Annotated in this window: 14 protein-coding genes; 4 read left to right on the top strand and 10 right to left on the bottom strand. The window is 58.8% G+C overall.

From position 1 onward, the window contains the following. Positions 1 to 2: 2 nt before the first annotated feature. From RTCIAT899_RS09960 to RTCIAT899_RS09970, 3 genes are all read right to left on the bottom strand, one after another. Positions 3 to 944, bottom strand: a complete 942-nt coding sequence (locus tag RTCIAT899_RS09960) for a carbohydrate ABC transporter permease (RefSeq protein ID WP_015340096.1) — start codon at positions 942 to 944, stop codon at positions 3 to 5. Next, entirely contained in the window at positions 937 to 1,842 is a 906-nt protein-coding gene (locus RTCIAT899_RS09965; RefSeq protein ID WP_015340097.1) for a carbohydrate ABC transporter permease, read from the bottom strand. The genes RTCIAT899_RS09960 and RTCIAT899_RS09965 overlap by 8 nt, the downstream gene beginning before the upstream one ends. Before the next feature lie 220 nt (positions 1,843 to 2,062). Continuing rightward, positions 2,063 to 3,298, bottom strand: a complete 1,236-nt coding sequence (locus RTCIAT899_RS09970; protein WP_015340098.1) for an ABC transporter substrate-binding protein — start codon at positions 3,296 to 3,298, stop codon at positions 2,063 to 2,065. Positions 3,299 to 3,744: 446 nt separating this feature from the next. Between RTCIAT899_RS09970 and RTCIAT899_RS09975 the strand changes: the two genes are divergently transcribed. Then, complete coding sequence (locus RTCIAT899_RS09975) at positions 3,745 to 4,779, top strand: LacI family transcriptional regulator (RefSeq protein ID WP_041677470.1); 1,035 nt, start codon at positions 3,745 to 3,747, stop codon at positions 4,777 to 4,779. A 62-nt stretch (positions 4,780 to 4,841) separates the two neighbouring features. Here the strand turns inward: RTCIAT899_RS09975 and gndA are convergent, their stop codons facing one another. Beyond that, positions 4,842 to 6,269 (bottom strand): NADP-dependent phosphogluconate dehydrogenase, encoded by a 1,428-nt coding sequence (gndA, locus tag RTCIAT899_RS09980; protein WP_015340100.1) that lies wholly within the window; start codon positions 6,267 to 6,269, stop codon positions 4,842 to 4,844. 284 nt (positions 6,270 to 6,553) lie between these two features. Here gndA and RTCIAT899_RS09985 point away from each other — a divergent pair, with 284 nt between their 5' ends. Further along, positions 6,554 to 6,952: an SRPBCC family protein gene (locus RTCIAT899_RS09985; RefSeq protein WP_015340101.1), complete on the top strand. Its 399-nt coding sequence runs from the start codon at positions 6,554 to 6,556 to the stop codon at positions 6,950 to 6,952. A gap of 6 nt (positions 6,953 to 6,958) precedes the next feature. Here the strand turns inward: RTCIAT899_RS09985 and RTCIAT899_RS09990 are convergent, their stop codons facing one another. From RTCIAT899_RS09990 to RTCIAT899_RS10015, 6 genes are all read right to left on the bottom strand, one after another. Next, positions 6,959 to 7,573, bottom strand: a complete 615-nt coding sequence (locus RTCIAT899_RS09990) for an ABC-type transport auxiliary lipoprotein family protein (protein WP_051043214.1) — start codon at positions 7,571 to 7,573, stop codon at positions 6,959 to 6,961. A gap of 38 nt (positions 7,574 to 7,611) precedes the next feature. After that, positions 7,612 to 8,982: an MlaD family protein gene (locus RTCIAT899_RS09995; protein WP_015340103.1), complete on the bottom strand. Its 1,371-nt coding sequence runs from the start codon at positions 8,980 to 8,982 to the stop codon at positions 7,612 to 7,614. A gap of 9 nt (positions 8,983 to 8,991) precedes the next feature. Then, the gene (locus RTCIAT899_RS10000) at positions 8,992 to 9,855 is read right to left on the bottom strand and encodes an ABC transporter ATP-binding protein (RefSeq protein WP_041677900.1); all 864 of its coding nucleotides are present in this window, start codon (positions 9,853 to 9,855) and stop codon (positions 8,992 to 8,994) included. A 12-nt stretch (positions 9,856 to 9,867) separates the two neighbouring features. After that, the gene (locus RTCIAT899_RS10005; RefSeq protein WP_015340105.1) at positions 9,868 to 11,028 is read right to left on the bottom strand and encodes an ABC transporter permease; all 1,161 of its coding nucleotides are present in this window, start codon (positions 11,026 to 11,028) and stop codon (positions 9,868 to 9,870) included. A gap of 150 nt (positions 11,029 to 11,178) precedes the next feature. Beyond that, positions 11,179 to 12,396, bottom strand: a complete 1,218-nt coding sequence (locus RTCIAT899_RS10010) for an MFS transporter (RefSeq protein ID WP_015340106.1) — start codon at positions 12,394 to 12,396, stop codon at positions 11,179 to 11,181. Between the two features lie 155 nt (positions 12,397 to 12,551). Next, positions 12,552 to 13,358, bottom strand: coding sequence for a UDP-2,3-diacylglucosamine diphosphatase (locus RTCIAT899_RS10015; RefSeq protein ID WP_015340107.1), 807 nt, complete (start codon positions 13,356 to 13,358; stop codon positions 12,552 to 12,554). Between the two features lie 282 nt (positions 13,359 to 13,640). Here RTCIAT899_RS10015 and RTCIAT899_RS10020 point away from each other — a divergent pair, with 282 nt between their 5' ends. Then, positions 13,641 to 15,953, top strand: coding sequence for an NADP-dependent malic enzyme (locus RTCIAT899_RS10020; protein WP_015340108.1), 2,313 nt, complete (start codon positions 13,641 to 13,643; stop codon positions 15,951 to 15,953). A gap of 195 nt (positions 15,954 to 16,148) precedes the next feature. Beyond that, the gene (locus RTCIAT899_RS10025) at positions 16,149 to 16,901 is read left to right on the top strand and encodes a hypothetical protein (protein ID WP_015340109.1); all 753 of its coding nucleotides are present in this window, start codon (positions 16,149 to 16,151) and stop codon (positions 16,899 to 16,901) included. Positions 16,902 to 16,903 lie beyond the last annotated feature (2 nt).

Consider the following 16,903-nt stretch of genomic DNA (forward strand, 5'->3'; position numbering starts at 1 on the left):
GATCACCCCTTCACTGCGCCGGCGGCGATGCCGCGGACGAAGAGCCGCCCGGACACGAAATAGACGATAAGTGGAACAAGACCGGTGAGGATCGTTGCCGCCATGTTGACGTTGTATTCCTTCACGCCCTGGACGGAATTGACGATATTGTTGAGCTGGACGGTCATCGGATAATATTCCGGCCGGGTGAAGACGACGCCGAACAGGAAGTCGTTCCAGATGCCTGTGACCTGCAGGATCATGGCGACGACGAAGATCGGCAGCGACATGGGCAGCATGATGCGCAGGAAAATCTGCCAGAAGCCGGCGCCATCGATACGCGCGGCCTTGAAAAGCTCCACCGGCAGCGATGCGAAATAATTCCGGAACAACAGCGTCAGGATCGGCATGCCGAAGATGCTGTGCACCAGGATAAGTCCGGTCAGCGTACCGTAGATGCCGATTTCGCGTAGCACGATGACGATCGGATAAATCATCACCTGATACGGAATGAATGCCCCGATCACCAGGATCGAAAAGAACAGATCGGCTCCCTTGAAGCGCCAATTGGCAAGCGCATAGCCGTTGACCGAGGCAATCGCGATCGACAGGATCGTCGACGGCACGGTGATGCGCACGGAATTCCAGAAACCGCGGGAAAGGCCGTCACAATTGAGGCCCGTACAAGCGGTTGCCCAGGCTTTCACCCATGGTTCGAAAGTGATCTCGAGCGGCGGCGAGAAGATGTTGCCGAGCCGGATTTCAGGCATTCCCTTCAGCGACGTGACGATCATCACATACAGCGGCAACAGGTAATAGGCCGCGGCGACGAAAAGCGTACCGTAGAGCATGATATTGCGGCCGGAAATCACCCGGCGCGGCTTGCGACCACTCGGGCCGGAGAGCGTCTTCTCCGTCAAGGCAGCACCGCCGTTTACATTCTTGAGAGTAACAGGATTAGACATGTTTGCGCCCTCCGCCGAATTCCAGATAGGCCCAGGGAATGACGATGATTGCGACGGTCACCAGCATCATGGTGGAAGCAGCAAACCCCTGTCCAAGATTCTGCGCCTGGAACATGTAGTCGTAGACGTATTTCGCCGGAACTTCCGAAGCGATGCCAGGTCCGCCGCTCGTTTGCGCGACGACGAGGTCGTACACCTTGACGATACCGCTGGCGATGATGACCAGTGTAGTGATGAAGACGGGGCGCATCATCGGAATGACGATGAAAAGATAGGTCCGCCACATCGGAATCCCGTCCACGCGCGCCGCTTTCCAGATATCTTCGTCAATGCCGCGCAGGCCCGCGAGCATCAGGCACATCACGAGCCCCGTACCCTGCCAAAGCGCTGCAATCAGCACGCCGTAAATAACGATGCTCGGCGTATAGAGCGGATCGAAGGTGAAACTTGTCCATCCGAGCGAACGCACAACGGACTGGATGCCGAATTCGGGGTTAAGCAGCCACTGCCAGACGAGGCCGGTGACGATGAAGGAGAGAGCGAAAGGATAAAGAAAAATCGTGCGGAAGGTGTTTTCGAACCGGATCTTCTGGTCCATCAGCGCAGCCAGCACGAAGCCGATGACGAGACTGAAGATCATGGAAAGAATGCCGTAAACGGCAAGGTTCTCAATGGACACGACCCAGCGCGGCGCCGCCCATAGACGGTGGTATTGGTCCAGCCCGACAAAGCTGAGACGTGGCAGCAGCTTTGAATTGGTGAAGGAATAAACCACTGTCCAGATCGTGCCGCCGAGGAAGATGACGATGGCCGTCAGGATCATTGGAATGGATGCAATCTTCGAATTCAGATTGCGCAGAAATTGATTTGGCCGGCCGGCTTTCGCATGACCCGTCATTGTAGCTCCTTCTAACGCGCGATTGCTTCGACGATCAGGAACTCTGGGCCATGCCCCGGTCTCAGTCCCTGTCGCTTCCTCCTCATCCACGGCCGAACGCCACATCTATGGGAGTCCGCCGCCGAAGGGGCGCCGTAGCCAGCCGGATCACAGGACGTGTCCCGGCCGTGATACCGACCCGCAACGCGAGGCCGGTATCACTACAGCGAGAAGATAGAGATCAATCAGCAGCAGCGATGATCTCGACGAAGCGCTTCTGAGCCGCTTCCGGCGTCATCGAAGGATTGGCGAAGAACTCGGAGAACAGATCTTCTTTCTGCTTCTGGCTGTCGGCAGAAAGAAGCTGGTCCGTGCCCTGGATCACATTACCCTTCTTCAGAATTTCCAGGCCCTTCTTCATGCAGTCGTTGGCTGCCGTGAGGTCCACGTCGCCGCGCACCGGCAGCGAACCCTTCTTCAGGTTGAAGGCAACCTGGGTCTTCGGATCGAGAAGCGTTTTCGCGAGCGCATCCTGAGCCTTCGACTTGGCCTCATCCTTCAGCAGCGGGAAGTAGAATGCGTCGCCGCCTGTGGAAATGACTTCATTGACACCGAGGCCGGGAAGGCAGGTATAGTCCGTGCCGGCCTTCTGGCCTGCTAAGGCGAACTCACCCTGTGCCCAATCTCCCATGATCTGGCCGCCGGCCTTGCCGGTGATGACCAAGTTCGTGGCCTGGTTCCAATCCTGAACGTTGGAGCCCTTGGACATCTTGCGGGCGTCATCGGCAGCCTTGAAGACCTTGGCAATCTCCGGTCCGGCAGCGACTTTCGCATCCTTGTCCTTGAACACTTTCTCGAAGTTGTCCTTGCCGGCGATGGCGACCATCAAAACGTCAAAGGCACCCGCAGCCTGCCATGGCTGGCCACCGACAGCGAGCGGAACGATGCCTGCCTTTTCCAGCGCAGGAGCGGCGGCAACGAATTCATCCCAATTCTTCGGAACCGGAACGCCGGCCTTCTTGAAAGCGGCATTCGAAAGCCAGAGCCACTGCCAGGAGTGAATATTAACCGGCGCGCAATAGATCTTGCCGTTGATCGTGCAGGAATCGAGCAGGCTCGACGGACGGATGATGTCCTTCCAATGCTCTTGCGTGGCGACATCGGTCAGATCGCGCATCAGGCCAGCCTGCACCAGCTCCTCGGCCTGACGACCGTGGTTGAACTGGGTGGCACCCATGGGATCGCCGCCGGTGATGCGGCTGATCATGATCGGACGAGCAGTGCCGCCCGAGCCGGCGATCGCACCATCGACCCAATGATTACCGGTCGCGTCGAACGCCTTTGCCAATTCCGCCACGGCGGCAGCTTCACCACCGGAAGTCCACCAATGCGTTACCTCAAGATCAGTTGCCTTTGCCGCACCAAGCGGCAATGCAACTGAAGCGGCCAGCACAGCGGCCATCAAACGAATATTCATGAGTTCTCCTCCCTCACTGAAACGTTGCCGGAAAAACGTAGTCGAATCATTTTGAACGCGCAACCGCTCGCTCACAAAATTTTTCAGCAGGCTAAAATATAGCGCCTCAAATTATATACCTTCTTTCGAATAAGCCAAAACGCCTACCATTCATCCCACCATTCGTCAGCGTCGGGAAAATTTAAGTTACTGATTATGTTTAACTATTTTTGACATCGTCAACCGGACACCTGAAACCTTCTCGTGCATCTGCAAATTTTGGAAAAAGGATGCGGATTGAACCGTCGCATATATTAGTTTTCTCGACATGAGAAAAAGTACTCGACTTTTCCACTGTATCGTTACAGATTTTCGACATGAGGACGGAGTGACCACATCACAAATATGCTTGCAGCGCTGCTGCGGGCACTATAAGCGGTCGGTCGCGGGAGGCAGCATTGCAGGATATGGACAGTAAGAAGATTTCCGGCAGCAGCACAGCGCAGTCTACACATGAACGGCCGACGCTCAAGACGATCGCCTTTATGACCGGGCTTGGGATAACCACTGTCTCTCGCGCCTTGAAAGATGCTCCTGATATCGGCGCCGAAACCAAGCAGCGGGTGCGCATGGTCGCGCGGCAACTGGGATATCATCCCAATCGCGCCGGCGTACGTCTCAGGACCGGAAAGACCAATGTCATCGCCCTGGTCCTAAGCATGCACGAAGACATCATGGGCTTTACCAGCCAGATCGTCTTCGGCATTTCCGAGGTTCTGGCCGGTACTCAGTATCATCTGGTCATCACGCCGCATTCGCTTAGCAAGGACTCACTGGTTCCGGTCCGCTACATCCTGGATACCGGCTCGGCTGACGGCGTCATCATATCGCGCACCGAACCCAACGATCCGCGCGTCGCGCTCATGCACGATCGTGGCATGCCTTTTTCCACGCATGGACGGACGGATATGGGCATCGTGCACCCCTTCCATGATTTCGACAACGAAGCCTTCACGCACGAAGCCGTGCAGGCGCTGGTCAACAAAGGACGGCGCCGCCTGGCGCTTCTGCAGCCCTCCAGCAAGCTGACCTACTATTCGCATACCCGCATCGGCTTCCAGGCGGGTTTGCGTCAATATGGTGCGGAAGAGATCCCGCTCGGGATCACCACGGACAACACCCTTGCCGATATCAAGGACACGGTCGAAGCACTGATGCGCTCTCCGCATGCACCCGATGGTTTCATCTGCTCCAGCAGCGGCGGCGCCATTGCCGTCAATGCCGGAATCGAGGCCGCTGGTTTTCGTCTCGGGCGTGACATCGACATGGTCGCCAAGCAATCGACCGATGTCTTGAGCTGGATCAGGCCCGATATCATTGCGGCGTCGGAAGACTTTCGTCATGCCGGCCGGGAACTCGCCAAGGCGGTCATCGCGCGCATCGACGGCGTAGAGCCGGAGCTTCTGCAAAGCATCAGCCCGCCCGTCTGGTCAAACGGCTGATAAGGAAAAGGCCTGCACGGTTTCACCGGCAGGCCTTTTGATCATCGTATCCGACTGCTCTATCAGGCTGAAGCACCACTGCCCCATGGGCCGTGGTGAATATCCTTGCCGTCGACACGGTCGAAGCCGTGAGCGCCGAAGAAGTCGCGCTGAGCCTGGATCAGATTGGCGGTGCCGCGCGCCTGGCGATACGCGTCGAAATAGGTCAGCGCAGAAGCAAGCGCAGGAACCGGCAGGCCGGCAGCAGTCGCAGCCGAAACGATGCGGCGCAGCGACGGGATCGATTCCTTGACCATCTCTGCAAAGGCCGGAGTAACGATCAGGTTCGCCGCATCCGGCGTCTTCGTGAAGGCGCTGGTGATCTCGTCGAGGAACTGCGAGCGGATGATGCAGCCGGCGCGCCAGATCTTGGCGATGACAGGCATCGGCAGCGACCAGTTGAACTCCTTCGAGGCCTCGGCCATGACGGCAAAGCCCTGCGCGTAAGCGCCGATCTTGGCCGCGAACAGCGCAAGCTCGAGATCCTTCAGCAGATCGGGACCGAAAGCGATCGGGAACTTGTAGTCCGGCGTGCCGAAGATCGTCTCGGCGGCCTCGCGCTGGCTCTTGATGGCCGAGAGGCTGCGGGCGGCAACGGCGGCTTCGATGGCGGTTGCAGGAATGCCCATGTTCTGGGCTTCGATAACCGACCACTTGCCTGTGCCCTTCTGGCCGGCTTTGTCGAGAATGACATCAGGCATGGCATTGCCGGTTGCGGGATCCTTCGCGGCAAGAACCTTCTCGGTGATCTCGATGAGATAGGAGTTGAGGCGACCCTTGTTCCATTCGCCGAAGATCGAGCTGATATCGGCGGCGCTCTTGCCGAGGCCGTCGCGCAGGATGCCGTAGATTTCGGCGATCATCTGCATATCGGCATATTCGATGCCGTTGTGGATCGTCTTGACGAAGTGACCGGCGCCGTCATTGCCGAGCCAGGCAACGCATGGATCGTCGTTGTATTTCGCAGCGATCGAGGTCAGCACCTTCTCGACGCGCTTGTAGGACTCTTCCGTGCCGCCGACCATGATGGAGGGGCCGTGACGCGCACCTTCCTCGCCGCCGGACACGCCCATGCCGATGAAGGTCAGGCCGGTATCCTTGAGGCGGTCGAAGCGGGCGATCGTGTCGCGGAAATTAGCGTTGCCGGCGTCGATCATGATGTCGCCCTTGTCCAGATAGGGCTGCAGCGCCGCCATCTGCTGGTCGACCGGCTCGCCGGCCTTGATCATGATGATGATCGGCCGTGGCGGACGGATTGCCTCGACGAACTCCTCGATCGTCTTGCAGGGAATGATCTTGTCTTTGAGTGCGCCCGCATTCGCGTAGAATTCATCCGTTACCTGAGGAGTACGGTTGAACACTGCAATCTTGTTGCCTTTTTCAGCGATGTTGAGCGCCAGATTCGATCCCATTACCGCGAGACCGATCAGCCCGATTTCTGCCTTTTCCACGACAATCCTCCAATGAACCGTTCACTGCGCTCAGCCCACCCTGAAGACGCAGCAACATCCGATGTGACGCAATGCCGCCGGCGCTCGGCGCGACAGGCGGCAGCCCTGCGTTGGGGCTGTTGTTGCACTCCGGGCGGAAAACGGCAAGCCTCCGAAAGCCGTGAATCGTTCCCTTTGCAGGACTGTGCAACAATGTTGCCGAATTGGCGATTCATTCGCATGCGAACCCTGGCCTGTTCAGCCGGTCTCAGTCCCTTGGCGGTGATATAGAGGAGGAAAACACCATGTCGACCATGAATGCGAGGATCGTGCACATCTCCATCGATCGCGACTGGAGGGAGGTCTACGACTACGCCAGCCGTCCGGAAAACATGCCTTTCTGGGCCTCGGGCCTGGCGTCCGGGCTGACGCAGGATGGCAATGATTGGATCGCCGAAGGCACGCTCGGCACTGCACGTGTACGCTTCTCGCCTCGCAATGACTTCGGTGTCATCGACCATTGGGTCACGCTGGAATCCGATCTGCAAGTCTATAATGCCTTACGCGTCGCACCGAACGGCGATGGTTGCGAGGTCATGTTCACCGTGCTCCAGCTACCGGGCATGGAGGCAGAGCAATTCGCAGCCGATGCCGCGCATGTCATGCGGGATCTGAAGACGCTGAAGGAGTTGATGGAGCGCTGACCGCCCTTACAGCGAGCGCAACGTCCAGTCGACGAGTTCGCCTGTCACACCGGCAAATGCGGCATCGAGCGCCCGGACGAAATCGGGATTGCTGCCGCCGCTGACCGGCACGACCTTCCGGAACACGTTCTGCGCCTTCACCGTGCCGGTGCGATCGTTCAGGATCTTTTCGGAGATTTCGACGACTGCCGTCTTGTGGCCGCCGGACGCATTGATCTCGAAGGAGCGGATATCGGTGACGATCTGATAGTCGATCGCAAGCCCCTGCCCCGGCACGCCGACGCCACCGAGCTTACCGGTATTCTCGAAAGCCTCGACAAGTTTCGATTGCACCATTCTGCTCAGCTTGTCGCTCCATTGCGATTTGCCGAGATATTGAATTTCCGAGCCCGAGACGCGAATGACGATCTGATTGCTGTCCAGAGCCTGCAGCGCGGTCGGCGGCGGGATGAGGATCTGGCGGCTTTTGACCGAAGGTCCATTCGTCTTCGCCGACGCGGAAAGATCGTAGGTATCATTGTTGGAGGAGGTTCCACAGCCTCCCAGCAAGGCCGCGAGCAACGGCAACGCGATCACAGCTTTCCACACCTGATGACGCTCACTCGACACGCAACCGACCATATTTCGCTTATCCCCTGGAGACCAGATGTCGCTCTTCATCAATGCCGCGCGCGGCCGTCGTAAGTCTTGACCGTATCCCCGCCGAAAATCAGTCGTTGCGGATTGCGGTCGAAGTTAGTGATTGTACTATTCAGATTGTCAACCGTGCCCCGCATGTCGTTGATGAGGGTCTGGGCATCGCGCAAGCCGCTGCTGGAAAACTTCTGCAGATTGTCGGCGATCGGTCCGATGCGGGAATTGAGATTGTCCGCCATCTTCTTGAAAGATTCGAGCGTGTCCTTGGCTTCTGCAAACAGCGATTTGGTGCTGTCGTCGCCGAGCAATGAATTGACCTTGGTCAGGATGCCGTCGACCTTGCCGGACGCCGCATTGAGCTTGGTCGAAATCTCGCGGGCATTGGCAATCGTCTGATCGATATCCTGCTGATGCGAGGCAACCGAGTTGGCGACGTCCCGAATCGATGCGACCGCGGTACGAGCCTGTTTCGTCACATCGGCAATATCGTCAACCGATCCCTTGATCTTGGCCGGATCGATCTGCGCGACGATCGCATCGACCCGATCCAGGGTCTTTTGAGCGTTCTGACCGAACGTCGTATAAGTGTCGGCCGTCTGCTTGAAACTTGCAATCGTCGCCTTCAGGTCGGTCGTCGCATCGGCGACATTGGCCGTAATCTTGTCGGCATTGGCGATGACGTCGTTGACCTTCTGGGCATCGACCGCGCGGACCAGCTTTTCGATCGCATCCAACGTCGAATCGACGCGGACCGAGACCGTCTTGAAGGTATCGGAAAGCTGGCCGACGCTTGCCAGGAACTTGTCGATATTGTCGGAATTGTCGGCGATGGCCTTCGAGAATTTCTGCGCATTGCGCACGGTATCCGTCAGCGGCCCGCGCGAATCCGAGACGAAGCCCTGGATGTCGCCGATCGTGTCGTTGGCGCGGTTCAGGATCTTGTCGGCCGTCGTCAACAGGTTGGTCACGCTCGACTGGTCTGCGAGCAATACCGCCCGCTTGCCCGTGTCGATCGAGCGCTTGAGGATATTTTCGTCGCTGTTGCGACCGCCGGAAAGCTCGATATAGGCAGCACCCGTCAGGCCCTGGATCTCAAGAATGGCCTTGGTCGAGGTGTAGACCGGCGCATCGGCGCGCACCTGCGTGAAGGCGAGAGAATAGTTCGGGTCGTCGGCATCGATCGAAAGGCCCTGTACCGAACCGACCTGAATACCGTTGAAACGGACCGGCGAGCCGACGCTCAACCCATTTGCCGAACCGGGAATGCGCACGACGAGCTCAACCATCGGACCGCCGCGGCCATATTCCGCCATCCAGTAGACGAAGCCGAAGGCGGCCGCGATGACAACCAGCGTGAAGAACCCGACGATCGTGTAATTGGCTTTGGTTTCCATTGTCTCCAGTCACTTCTCGCGGCTGTGGGCGCCTGCGCCTTTGTCGTCGTTGTGCCCTCTGATGTCCTCGCGCGGCACGATCGAGCGTGCGCGCTTGCCCCTGAAGTAGGATTGCACCCAGGGATCATCACAGGCGAGCATGTCCTCAACCGTGCCTTCCACCAATACCCGCTTCTGTCCGAGGACAGCAATACGGTCACAGACGGAAAACAGGCTGTCGAGGTCGTGAGTCACCATATAAACGGTCAGGCCGAGCGTGTCGCGCAGCTTGGCGATCAATTCGTCGAACTCCGACGCACCGATCGGATCGAGGCCCGAGGTCGGCTCATCGAGGAAAACGAGATCGGGGTCGAGCGCCAGGGCTCTCGCCAGCGCCGCGCGCTTGATCATGCCGCCCGAAAGCTCGGAAGGATATTTGTCGGCGGCGTCAGCGGCGAGACCCACCATGCGGATCTTCATCAGCGCAAGCTCGTCCATCATCTCTTTCGGCAGGTCCAGATATTCCCGCATCGGCACCTGGATGTTTTCCTTGACCGTTAGCGAGGAAAACAGTGCACCTTGCTGGAAGAGAACGCCGAGCCGCATGTCGAGCCGGTTGCGATCCTCTTCGTCGAGCTTGTCGTAATCTTCGCCGAGGATCTCGATCTTGCCCGATCGGCGCGGTAACAGCCGCAGCACAGTGCGCAGCAGCACGGACTTACCCGCGCCGGAAGCGCCGACGAAACCGAGGATTTCACCGCGATAGATATTGAGGTTGAGCTTATCGAGAACCACTTTCGAGCCGAAAGCCACAGTGACATCCCGTGCCGACAGCACGATGTCCCTGCCCTGCTCATCTTTTTCCAACGGGATCTCCGAGTGAAGCGCGCTCATCGTCATCGTCCCTCAGAAATCGATTGCCGCATAGAACATGGCGAAAAGCCCGTCCATGAGGATAACGACGAAGATCGACTTCACCACCGATGACGTCACGTGCTGCCCGAGAGATTCGGCACTGCCTCCCACCTTCAATCCTTCGACCGCAGCGACGATGCCGATGACCAGCGCCATGAACGGCGCCTTGATCATGCCTGAAATAATCGTCGAAAGGCTGACGGCCTCATGCAGGCGCGATATGAAGGTCGCAAACGTGATGCCGGAATAGGCCCAGGACACTACCGCAGCGCCAAAGAGCGCGGCAAAGTTGGCAATAACCGTCAGCAGCGGCAAGGCCACCGTCAGCGCGACCAGCCGGGGAAAGATGAGCACGCCGACGGGGTTGAGGCCCATGACCTTCAGCGCGTCCACTTCCTCGCGCATCTTCATGGAACCGATTTCGGCGGTAATCGCGCTGCCGGAACGGCCGGCGATCATGATCGCGGTCAGAAGCACGCCGATTTCGCGCAATTGCAGGATGCCGACCAGATCGACCACGAAGATTTCCGCGCCGAAATAACGCAGCTGGAAAGCGCCTTGCTGGGCGATGATCGCGCCGATCAGCGACGACATCAGCAGGATGATCGGAACGGCACGCACCGCCATATGATCGATCTGATTGATGATCGAGGCTGGCGAAACGCCGCTGCCGCGGCCAAACTTGAGCTGACCGCCGCGCACGGCCGAACCCAGTATATACATCGCGGCAATGAGATTGCCCCAGATATCGTAGACGCTTTCGCCGATAGGCGCGAAGAAACGCTCCGCCCATGATTTCCTCGGCTTCGCCGCTGCCGCCTCATCGTCCGGATGCGCGTCGAAAGTCGTCAGCAATTCGTCGATATGCGGATTGGAACCCTCGATCGTAACGTGAGCCTTGTGCGCTTCCTGGCTTTCCTTCAGCCGGCGGATCAGCAGCGCACCCGCCGTATCCACATCCGAAAGACCGGAAAGATCGATCACGACGTCGCCGCCGGAGCTTCGCTTGGACAGCTGCTCGATCTGTCGCAGCACGCCATGCACATTGGCGCTGCGCCAATTGCCTTGCAGCCGATAGCGATGGCCTGCGCCCTCGGGCGCATCATCGATCTTCGGTGCGTCGGACCTTTGCTCGGCTGCTTTCAAACTCATGCGTCTTTCAAATCTGGCACAACATACGCCGACTCGGTGAGCCCGCTTGGTCAATGCTTAATACACCGACTACGCGTGGAATTTCCATCTCGCGCCGACGCCAACTTATGTCACGGCTTTTTGATATCCAAATGAATTTGTTGCACCGCATCAGGATACGCCGTGAGCGCCGCCGCCGATTGCCGGCGTCCTCGCCTGCAGCCCGTAGGCGAAAATGACCATGACCAGCCCGAAGGCTGCAATGCCGGCCATGACATAATAGCTGGCGAGGTCAAGCCAGGCATAGAGATAGCCGGATGCAAGGGTCATCAACCCCAAGAACATGCCGTTGTAAAAATAATACGCCCCCTGGGCCGATGATTCCTGCGTTTCGTGCACCGAGGCCACGATGCGACGCTGAATGCCTGTGTGGACGCAGGCATAGGTGCAGGAATGGAAACACTGCAGGACGAAATAGCCGAAGAAGCCGAAATTGATCGGAAACAGGATCCAGCGCACAATGCACATGCTCGCGCCGAAAAAGATCAATGTCCAGGCGCTGAACCGCCGACTGAGCTTCTTCGACAGGAAGAAAACCATCACCTCAGCCGCAACGCCGATGCTCCATAGGACGGCAATTTGCGCGCCGGAAAAGCCAAGCTTATGCCAGTAGATCGATGCAAACGTATAGAGCATCGCATGGCTCGATTGCTGGATCGACACGCCGATCATGGTGATGAGCAAGTGCGGCGAGCGCAGGCTTCCGGTCGGAGATTGCAGATTGATCGGCAGGTTACGCCGGCGCGTCGGCCCGATGCGCGGGGCGAAAAAACCCATCAGCGTCGTCAGAATGAATCCGGCCACCATTACGGGCAAGACAGTGGAGCCGCCCCACATGCCGATCAGCTGGCCGCCGAGAAGGGTCGACAGGATGAATGTGATCGATCCCCAGACCCGCATGGAGCCGTAGTCGAAGCCCCAGCGGCGCACGCCCGACATGGCGATCGACTCAACCACCGGCACGTAAGGCGCGTAGGTGGCGCCCTGAATGCCGTAGACCAGAAGCACCGGCCAGAAGTCGCTCGCCCAGTAGAGCGCGACAGCCGTCAGCAGCGACAGCGCACCCGACCATATCAGCACATCCGCCCGCTCCGTCATATGGTCGGCGAGCACCGCGATGATGGGTGTCACGAGCACCCGAACGACCATGGGAATGGCGAGCACCAGGCCGATCTCATGATCATTGAAATTCAGCCCCGCCAGCCAGACGGGGAAAAACGGCAGGGCAATTCCGTTGACGAACAACGGAGCGCAGTAGGACAAGGCAGTGCGCAAGCGGAAATATGGAGGCGCACCCTCGCCCTGGAAGGACTTGATCGCGGGAATCATGACAGACCTGAAGGGAACTCATTTGTCCCTATCACGCTATCGAGAATACGACTATGGCGAGAAATGGCCCAAACAGTACCGTTTCGGAAAAACCAAAGCCGTAGGCGTTCAATAATTATGACAAACTATTAGCAAGCTTGTGAACAGGCGCAGAATTATGCCGCTTGTGCCCCGAGTGCCTGCGGCATTTCCTCGACGGGCGAGCCAACGGGTTGTGTCTCGAGAATATTCTGCCAGGTAATGAGCTCGAACGTGCCGTCTTCGTGTTCGGCAATCGCCGTGCAGCTTTCCACCCAGTCGCCTGTGTTGATGTAACGGATGCCATCGAGATCCTCGATCACCGCATGGTGGATATGGCCGCAGATGACGCCATCGGCATCGTTGCGCTTGGCCTCTTCGGCGACGACACGCTGAAATTCGCCGATGAAATTGACGGCATGCTTCACCTGCAGCTTCGCCCAGGCCGAGAACGACCAGTAAGGCATGTTCAGGCGGCGGCGTACCGCTGCAAGGCCGATATTGATCAGAATGGCCATGTCATAGGCCCAATCACCAAGATAGGCGAGCAGGCGGGCATTGCGGACGACGACATCGAATTCATCGCCATGCAGCACGAGATATTTCTTGCCGTCGGCCGTTTCATGCATGGCGCGCTGCGCCACCTCGATGCCGCCGAAATGCATGCCGGGGAAGTCACGCAGGAATTCGTCATGATTGCCCGGGATATAGACGATACGCGTGCCCTTGCGCGCCTTGCGCAGGAGCTTCTGGATCACGTCGTTGCAATGCTGCGGCCAGTACCAGTTTCGCTTCAGTCTCCAGCCATCCACGATGTCCCCGACCAGAAAGATGGTATCGGCTTCGTGATGACGGAGAAAGTCGAGCAGGTAGTCCGCCTTGGCGGCCTTCGAGCCGAGATGCACGTCAGAAATGAATAGCGTTCGGAAATGCCGGGGGTCCATGTTTTCATTCACGAACTATATGTCCGTGCCCTATCCTACGTTGGCTATTCCAAAACCAGACTCGTGTTTCAGGAAGATGACAATCCCTGTGCTTGACGGCTCAGCCGCGAGCATAGCGTTCGATCCAAGAGACGCCGGCAGCTTAATTCTTGCAAAAAAAGGCAATTCAGTTTTGTCACGACAAAAACGCTTTGTGACCTCAATTCCATACTGTGAAGGCGAAGCGATTGATGTATGCAGAAGACTCAAAGCGCAGGCAGGAATAGGAATGGAGACCGCGAGATGGATACGCACGATACTTCGAAAAAAGCCGAAAACTTGGCGAGTGGCGATTTCGACGAACAGGCGCTCTATTTCCATCGCTATCCCCGCCCCGGCAAGCTTGAAATCCAGGCCACCAAGCCGCTCGGCAACCAGCGCGATCTGGCGCTTGCCTATTCGCCCGGCGTTGCCGCGCCCTGTCTTGCCATTCGCGACAATCCGGAAGCGGCCGCTTATTACACGTCCCGCGCCAATCTCGTAGCGGTGATTTCCAACGGTTCGGCGGTGCTCGGCCTCGGCAATATCGGCCCGCTCGCTTCCAAGCCGGTCATGGAAGGCAAGGCCGTTCTTTTCAAGAAATTCGCCGGCATCGATGTCTTCGACATCGAAATCGCAGCCCCGACGGTCGATGAGATGGTCAACACCGTCTCGGCGCTCGAACCGACCTTCGGCGGTATCAATCTCGAAGACATCAAGGCGCCGGAATGCTTCGACGTCGAGCGCCGCTTGCGCGAGAAAATGGAAATTCCGGTCTTCCACGACGATCAGCACGGTACCGCCATCATCGTCGCCGCCGCCATCCTCAACGGACTGGAACTCGCCGGCAAGAAGATCGAAGAGGTCAAGATCGTCGCCTCCGGCGCGGGCGCAGCCGCGCTCGCCTGCCTCAACCTGCTCGTCATTCTCGGCGCCAAGCGCGAAAACATCTGGGTTCATGATATCGAAGGCTTGGTCTACAAGGACCGCAACGTCCTGATGGACGAGTGGAAATCGGTCTACGCTCAGGATAGCGACAAGCGCGTGCTTGCCGAATCCATTCCGGGCGCCGACGTCTTCCTCGGCCTGTCCGCCGCCGGCGTGCTGAAGCCAGAGCTGCTGGCGCAGATGGCCGAAAAGCCTCTGATCATGGCGCTCGCCAACCCGACGCCGGAAATCATGCCGGACCTCGCCCGCGCCGCCCGCCCCGACGCGATGATCTGCACCGGTCGCTCGGATTTCCCGAACCAGGTCAACAACGTCCTCTGCTTCCCCTATATCTTCCGCGGTGCGCTCGATTGCGGCGCCAAGACGATCAACGAAGAGATGAAGATGGCCGCCGTGCGCGCCATCGCAGCACTTGCCCGCGAGGAGCCTTCCGATGTCGCGGCGCGGGCCTATACCGGTGAAACTCCGGTCTTCGGGCCGAATTACCTGATCCCCTCACCCTTTGACCCGCGCCTGATCCTGCGCATTGCGCCGGCCGTGGCAAAGGCAGCCGCAGACAGCGGCGTCGCCCTGCGTCCGATCACCGATTTCGACGCCTATATGGACGAGCTCAACCGCTTCGTCTTCCGTTCGGGCTTTGTCATGAAGCCTATCTTTGCCGCCGCGAAGATTGCCGAGCGCAAGCGCGTCGTCTTTTCCGAAGGCGAGGACGAACGCGTTCTGCGCGCCGCCCAGGTTCTTCTTGAAGAAGGCACGGCCGTCCCGATCCTGATTGGCCGTCCTTCCGTTATCGAGACGCGCCTGAAGCGCTACGGCCTGAAGATCCGTCCGAATACGGATTTTGCCGTCATCAATCCGGAAGACGATCCCCGCTTCCGCGAATATGTCGAGCTTTATTTCTCGCTGGTCGGCCGCGCAGGCGTTATCCCCGAAGCAGCGCGCACCATCGTTCGCACCAACACGACCGTCATCGGCGCGCTTGCCCTGAAGCGCGGCGAAGCCGATGCGCTCATCTGCGGTCTCGAAGGTCGTTATGAGCGTCATTTGCGCATCGTCCGCCAGGTCATCGGCAAGCGGCCGGACGTTCGCGATTTCTCCGCATTGAGCCTGCTTATTTCGCAGCGCGGCGCGACCTTCTACACCGATACCTATGTGACCTTTAATCCGACCGCCGAGGAAATCGCGGAATCCACCTGGCTGGCTGCCGAGGAAATCAAGCGCTTCGGCATCGAGCCGCGCGCTGCCCTCGTCTCGCATTCCAACTTCGGCTCCCGAGAGTCGGAAAGCGCCACGAAGATGCGCGAAGCGCTGGCTCTCGTCCGCAAGGCAGCACCGGATCTGGAGGTCGATGGCGAAATGCATGGCGACAGCGCCATTTCCGAAAGCCTGCGCCGCCACGTGATGCCGGACAGCGCGCTTTCCGGCGAAGCCAATCTACTGGTCTTCCCCAATCTCGATGCGGCCAATATCACGCTCGGCGTGGTCAAGACCATGACCGATGGTCTGCACGTCGGTCCCATCCTGCTCGGGACGGCGCTTCCGGCCCATATTCTCTCGCCGTCGGTCACTTCCCGTGGCGTGGTCAATATGGCGGCGCTCGCCGTCGTCGAGGCCTCGCAGATCGCCTGATGCTGCGCCTCGCAGCCGCCGTCAGAACGGCACCGCGCTTCATGCAATCGCGGTGCCGCCCATCTCCTGGCTATTGTCGGCTGCGAGCTGCAATTTCAGGAAAATCCTCTCGAAATCCGTGCTTTTTCATGGATACGTTGTTAAGCTGCAGCGTGTAATCTTCAGCGAGTTAAAACCGCTTTCGAGAGCAGCACCGTGAACCGCGGCATAAAACAAGCTTCCATTGCCCTCTTTTCCCTGCTGGCGGCCACGCCGGCCCTCGCACAGGCCGATCTCTGCGACGAACTGCGCGGCCGCTATGTCGACATCAACGAGGTGATCGGCGCCAGCCAGGAGACACGCCAGCTCTCGCGCACCATCGTGCAGCAGAACCTGATGATCCGCCGGACGATGAGCGACCTGCGCAACCAGGGCTGCGCCGAAGGCGACGACGGCGTATTTGGCGACCAGGACAATCAGGGTGTCTGCGATGACATCAGGCAATCGATCGATCAGATGCGGCAGGATCTCTCCCTGCTGATGGATCAGCGTGAGGAAAGCGTCGGCCGCGTCGATGCCGTAGCCATGCAGCGCCGGCAGTTGCTGGATACGATGCAGCGTAACGGCTGCAGTCTGCCGGCTTCGGCCACCCCGGATATCGTGATCGATACCCACACGAAGATGGACGCCTATGCACCGCAGGAGCAGTCGCTGGCCAAGCCTGAAAGCTCCATTACCGTCATCGAAACGCCACGGCTCCAGAAGAATTCCAGCCTGGAACAGAAACAGGCACCGCCGACGCCGGCGCCCAAGATAACACAGGCGCAGCCACAGCAATTTCCGCCGGATCGGCCATACGATCCCTTAGCCCATAAGGTGCGCCAGGTCGGCCCGCAATTCCTCGCGACCGACCAAGGCAGCATCGACCTCAAGCATCCCAAAGAGGCCGGGCCGCAGCCGACGCAATAATG

Source organism: Rhizobium tropici CIAT 899 (assembly GCF_000330885.1).
GTDB classification, from domain to species: domain Bacteria; phylum Pseudomonadota; class Alphaproteobacteria; order Rhizobiales; family Rhizobiaceae; genus Rhizobium; species Rhizobium tropici.

Bases quoted from the DNA above. Each gene is read 5' to 3' on its own strand.
- RTCIAT899_RS09995 (WP_015340103.1), bottom strand. From the start codon at position 8,982: ATGGAAACCAAAGCCAATTACACGATCGTCGGGTTCTTCACGCTGGTT.
- RTCIAT899_RS10005 (WP_015340105.1), bottom strand. From the start codon at position 11,028: ATGAGTTTGAAAGCAGCCGAGCAAAGGTCCGACGCACCGAAGATCGAT.
- RTCIAT899_RS09990 (WP_051043214.1), bottom strand. From the start codon at position 7,573: ATGGTCGGTTGCGTGTCGAGTGAGCGTCATCAGGTGTGGAAAGCTGTG.
- RTCIAT899_RS09960 (WP_015340096.1), bottom strand. From the start codon at position 944: ATGTCTAATCCTGTTACTCTCAAGAATGTAAACGGCGGTGCTGCCTTG.
- RTCIAT899_RS09965 (WP_015340097.1), bottom strand. From the start codon at position 1,842: ATGACGGGTCATGCGAAAGCCGGCCGGCCAAATCAATTTCTGCGCAAT.
- RTCIAT899_RS10015 (WP_015340107.1), bottom strand. From the start codon at position 13,358: ATGGACCCCCGGCATTTCCGAACGCTATTCATTTCTGACGTGCATCTC.
- RTCIAT899_RS09975 (WP_041677470.1), top strand. From the start codon at position 3,745: ATGGACAGTAAGAAGATTTCCGGCAGCAGCACAGCGCAGTCTACACAT.
- RTCIAT899_RS10010 (WP_015340106.1), bottom strand. From the start codon at position 12,396: ATGATTCCCGCGATCAAGTCCTTCCAGGGCGAGGGTGCGCCTCCATAT.
- RTCIAT899_RS09970 (WP_015340098.1), bottom strand. From the start codon at position 3,298: ATGAATATTCGTTTGATGGCCGCTGTGCTGGCCGCTTCAGTTGCATTG.
- RTCIAT899_RS10000 (WP_041677900.1), bottom strand. From the start codon at position 9,855: ATGAGCGCGCTTCACTCGGAGATCCCGTTGGAAAAAGATGAGCAGGGC.
- RTCIAT899_RS09985 (WP_015340101.1), top strand. From the start codon at position 6,554: ATGTCGACCATGAATGCGAGGATCGTGCACATCTCCATCGATCGCGAC.
- RTCIAT899_RS10020 (WP_015340108.1), top strand. From the start codon at position 13,641: ATGGATACGCACGATACTTCGAAAAAAGCCGAAAACTTGGCGAGTGGC.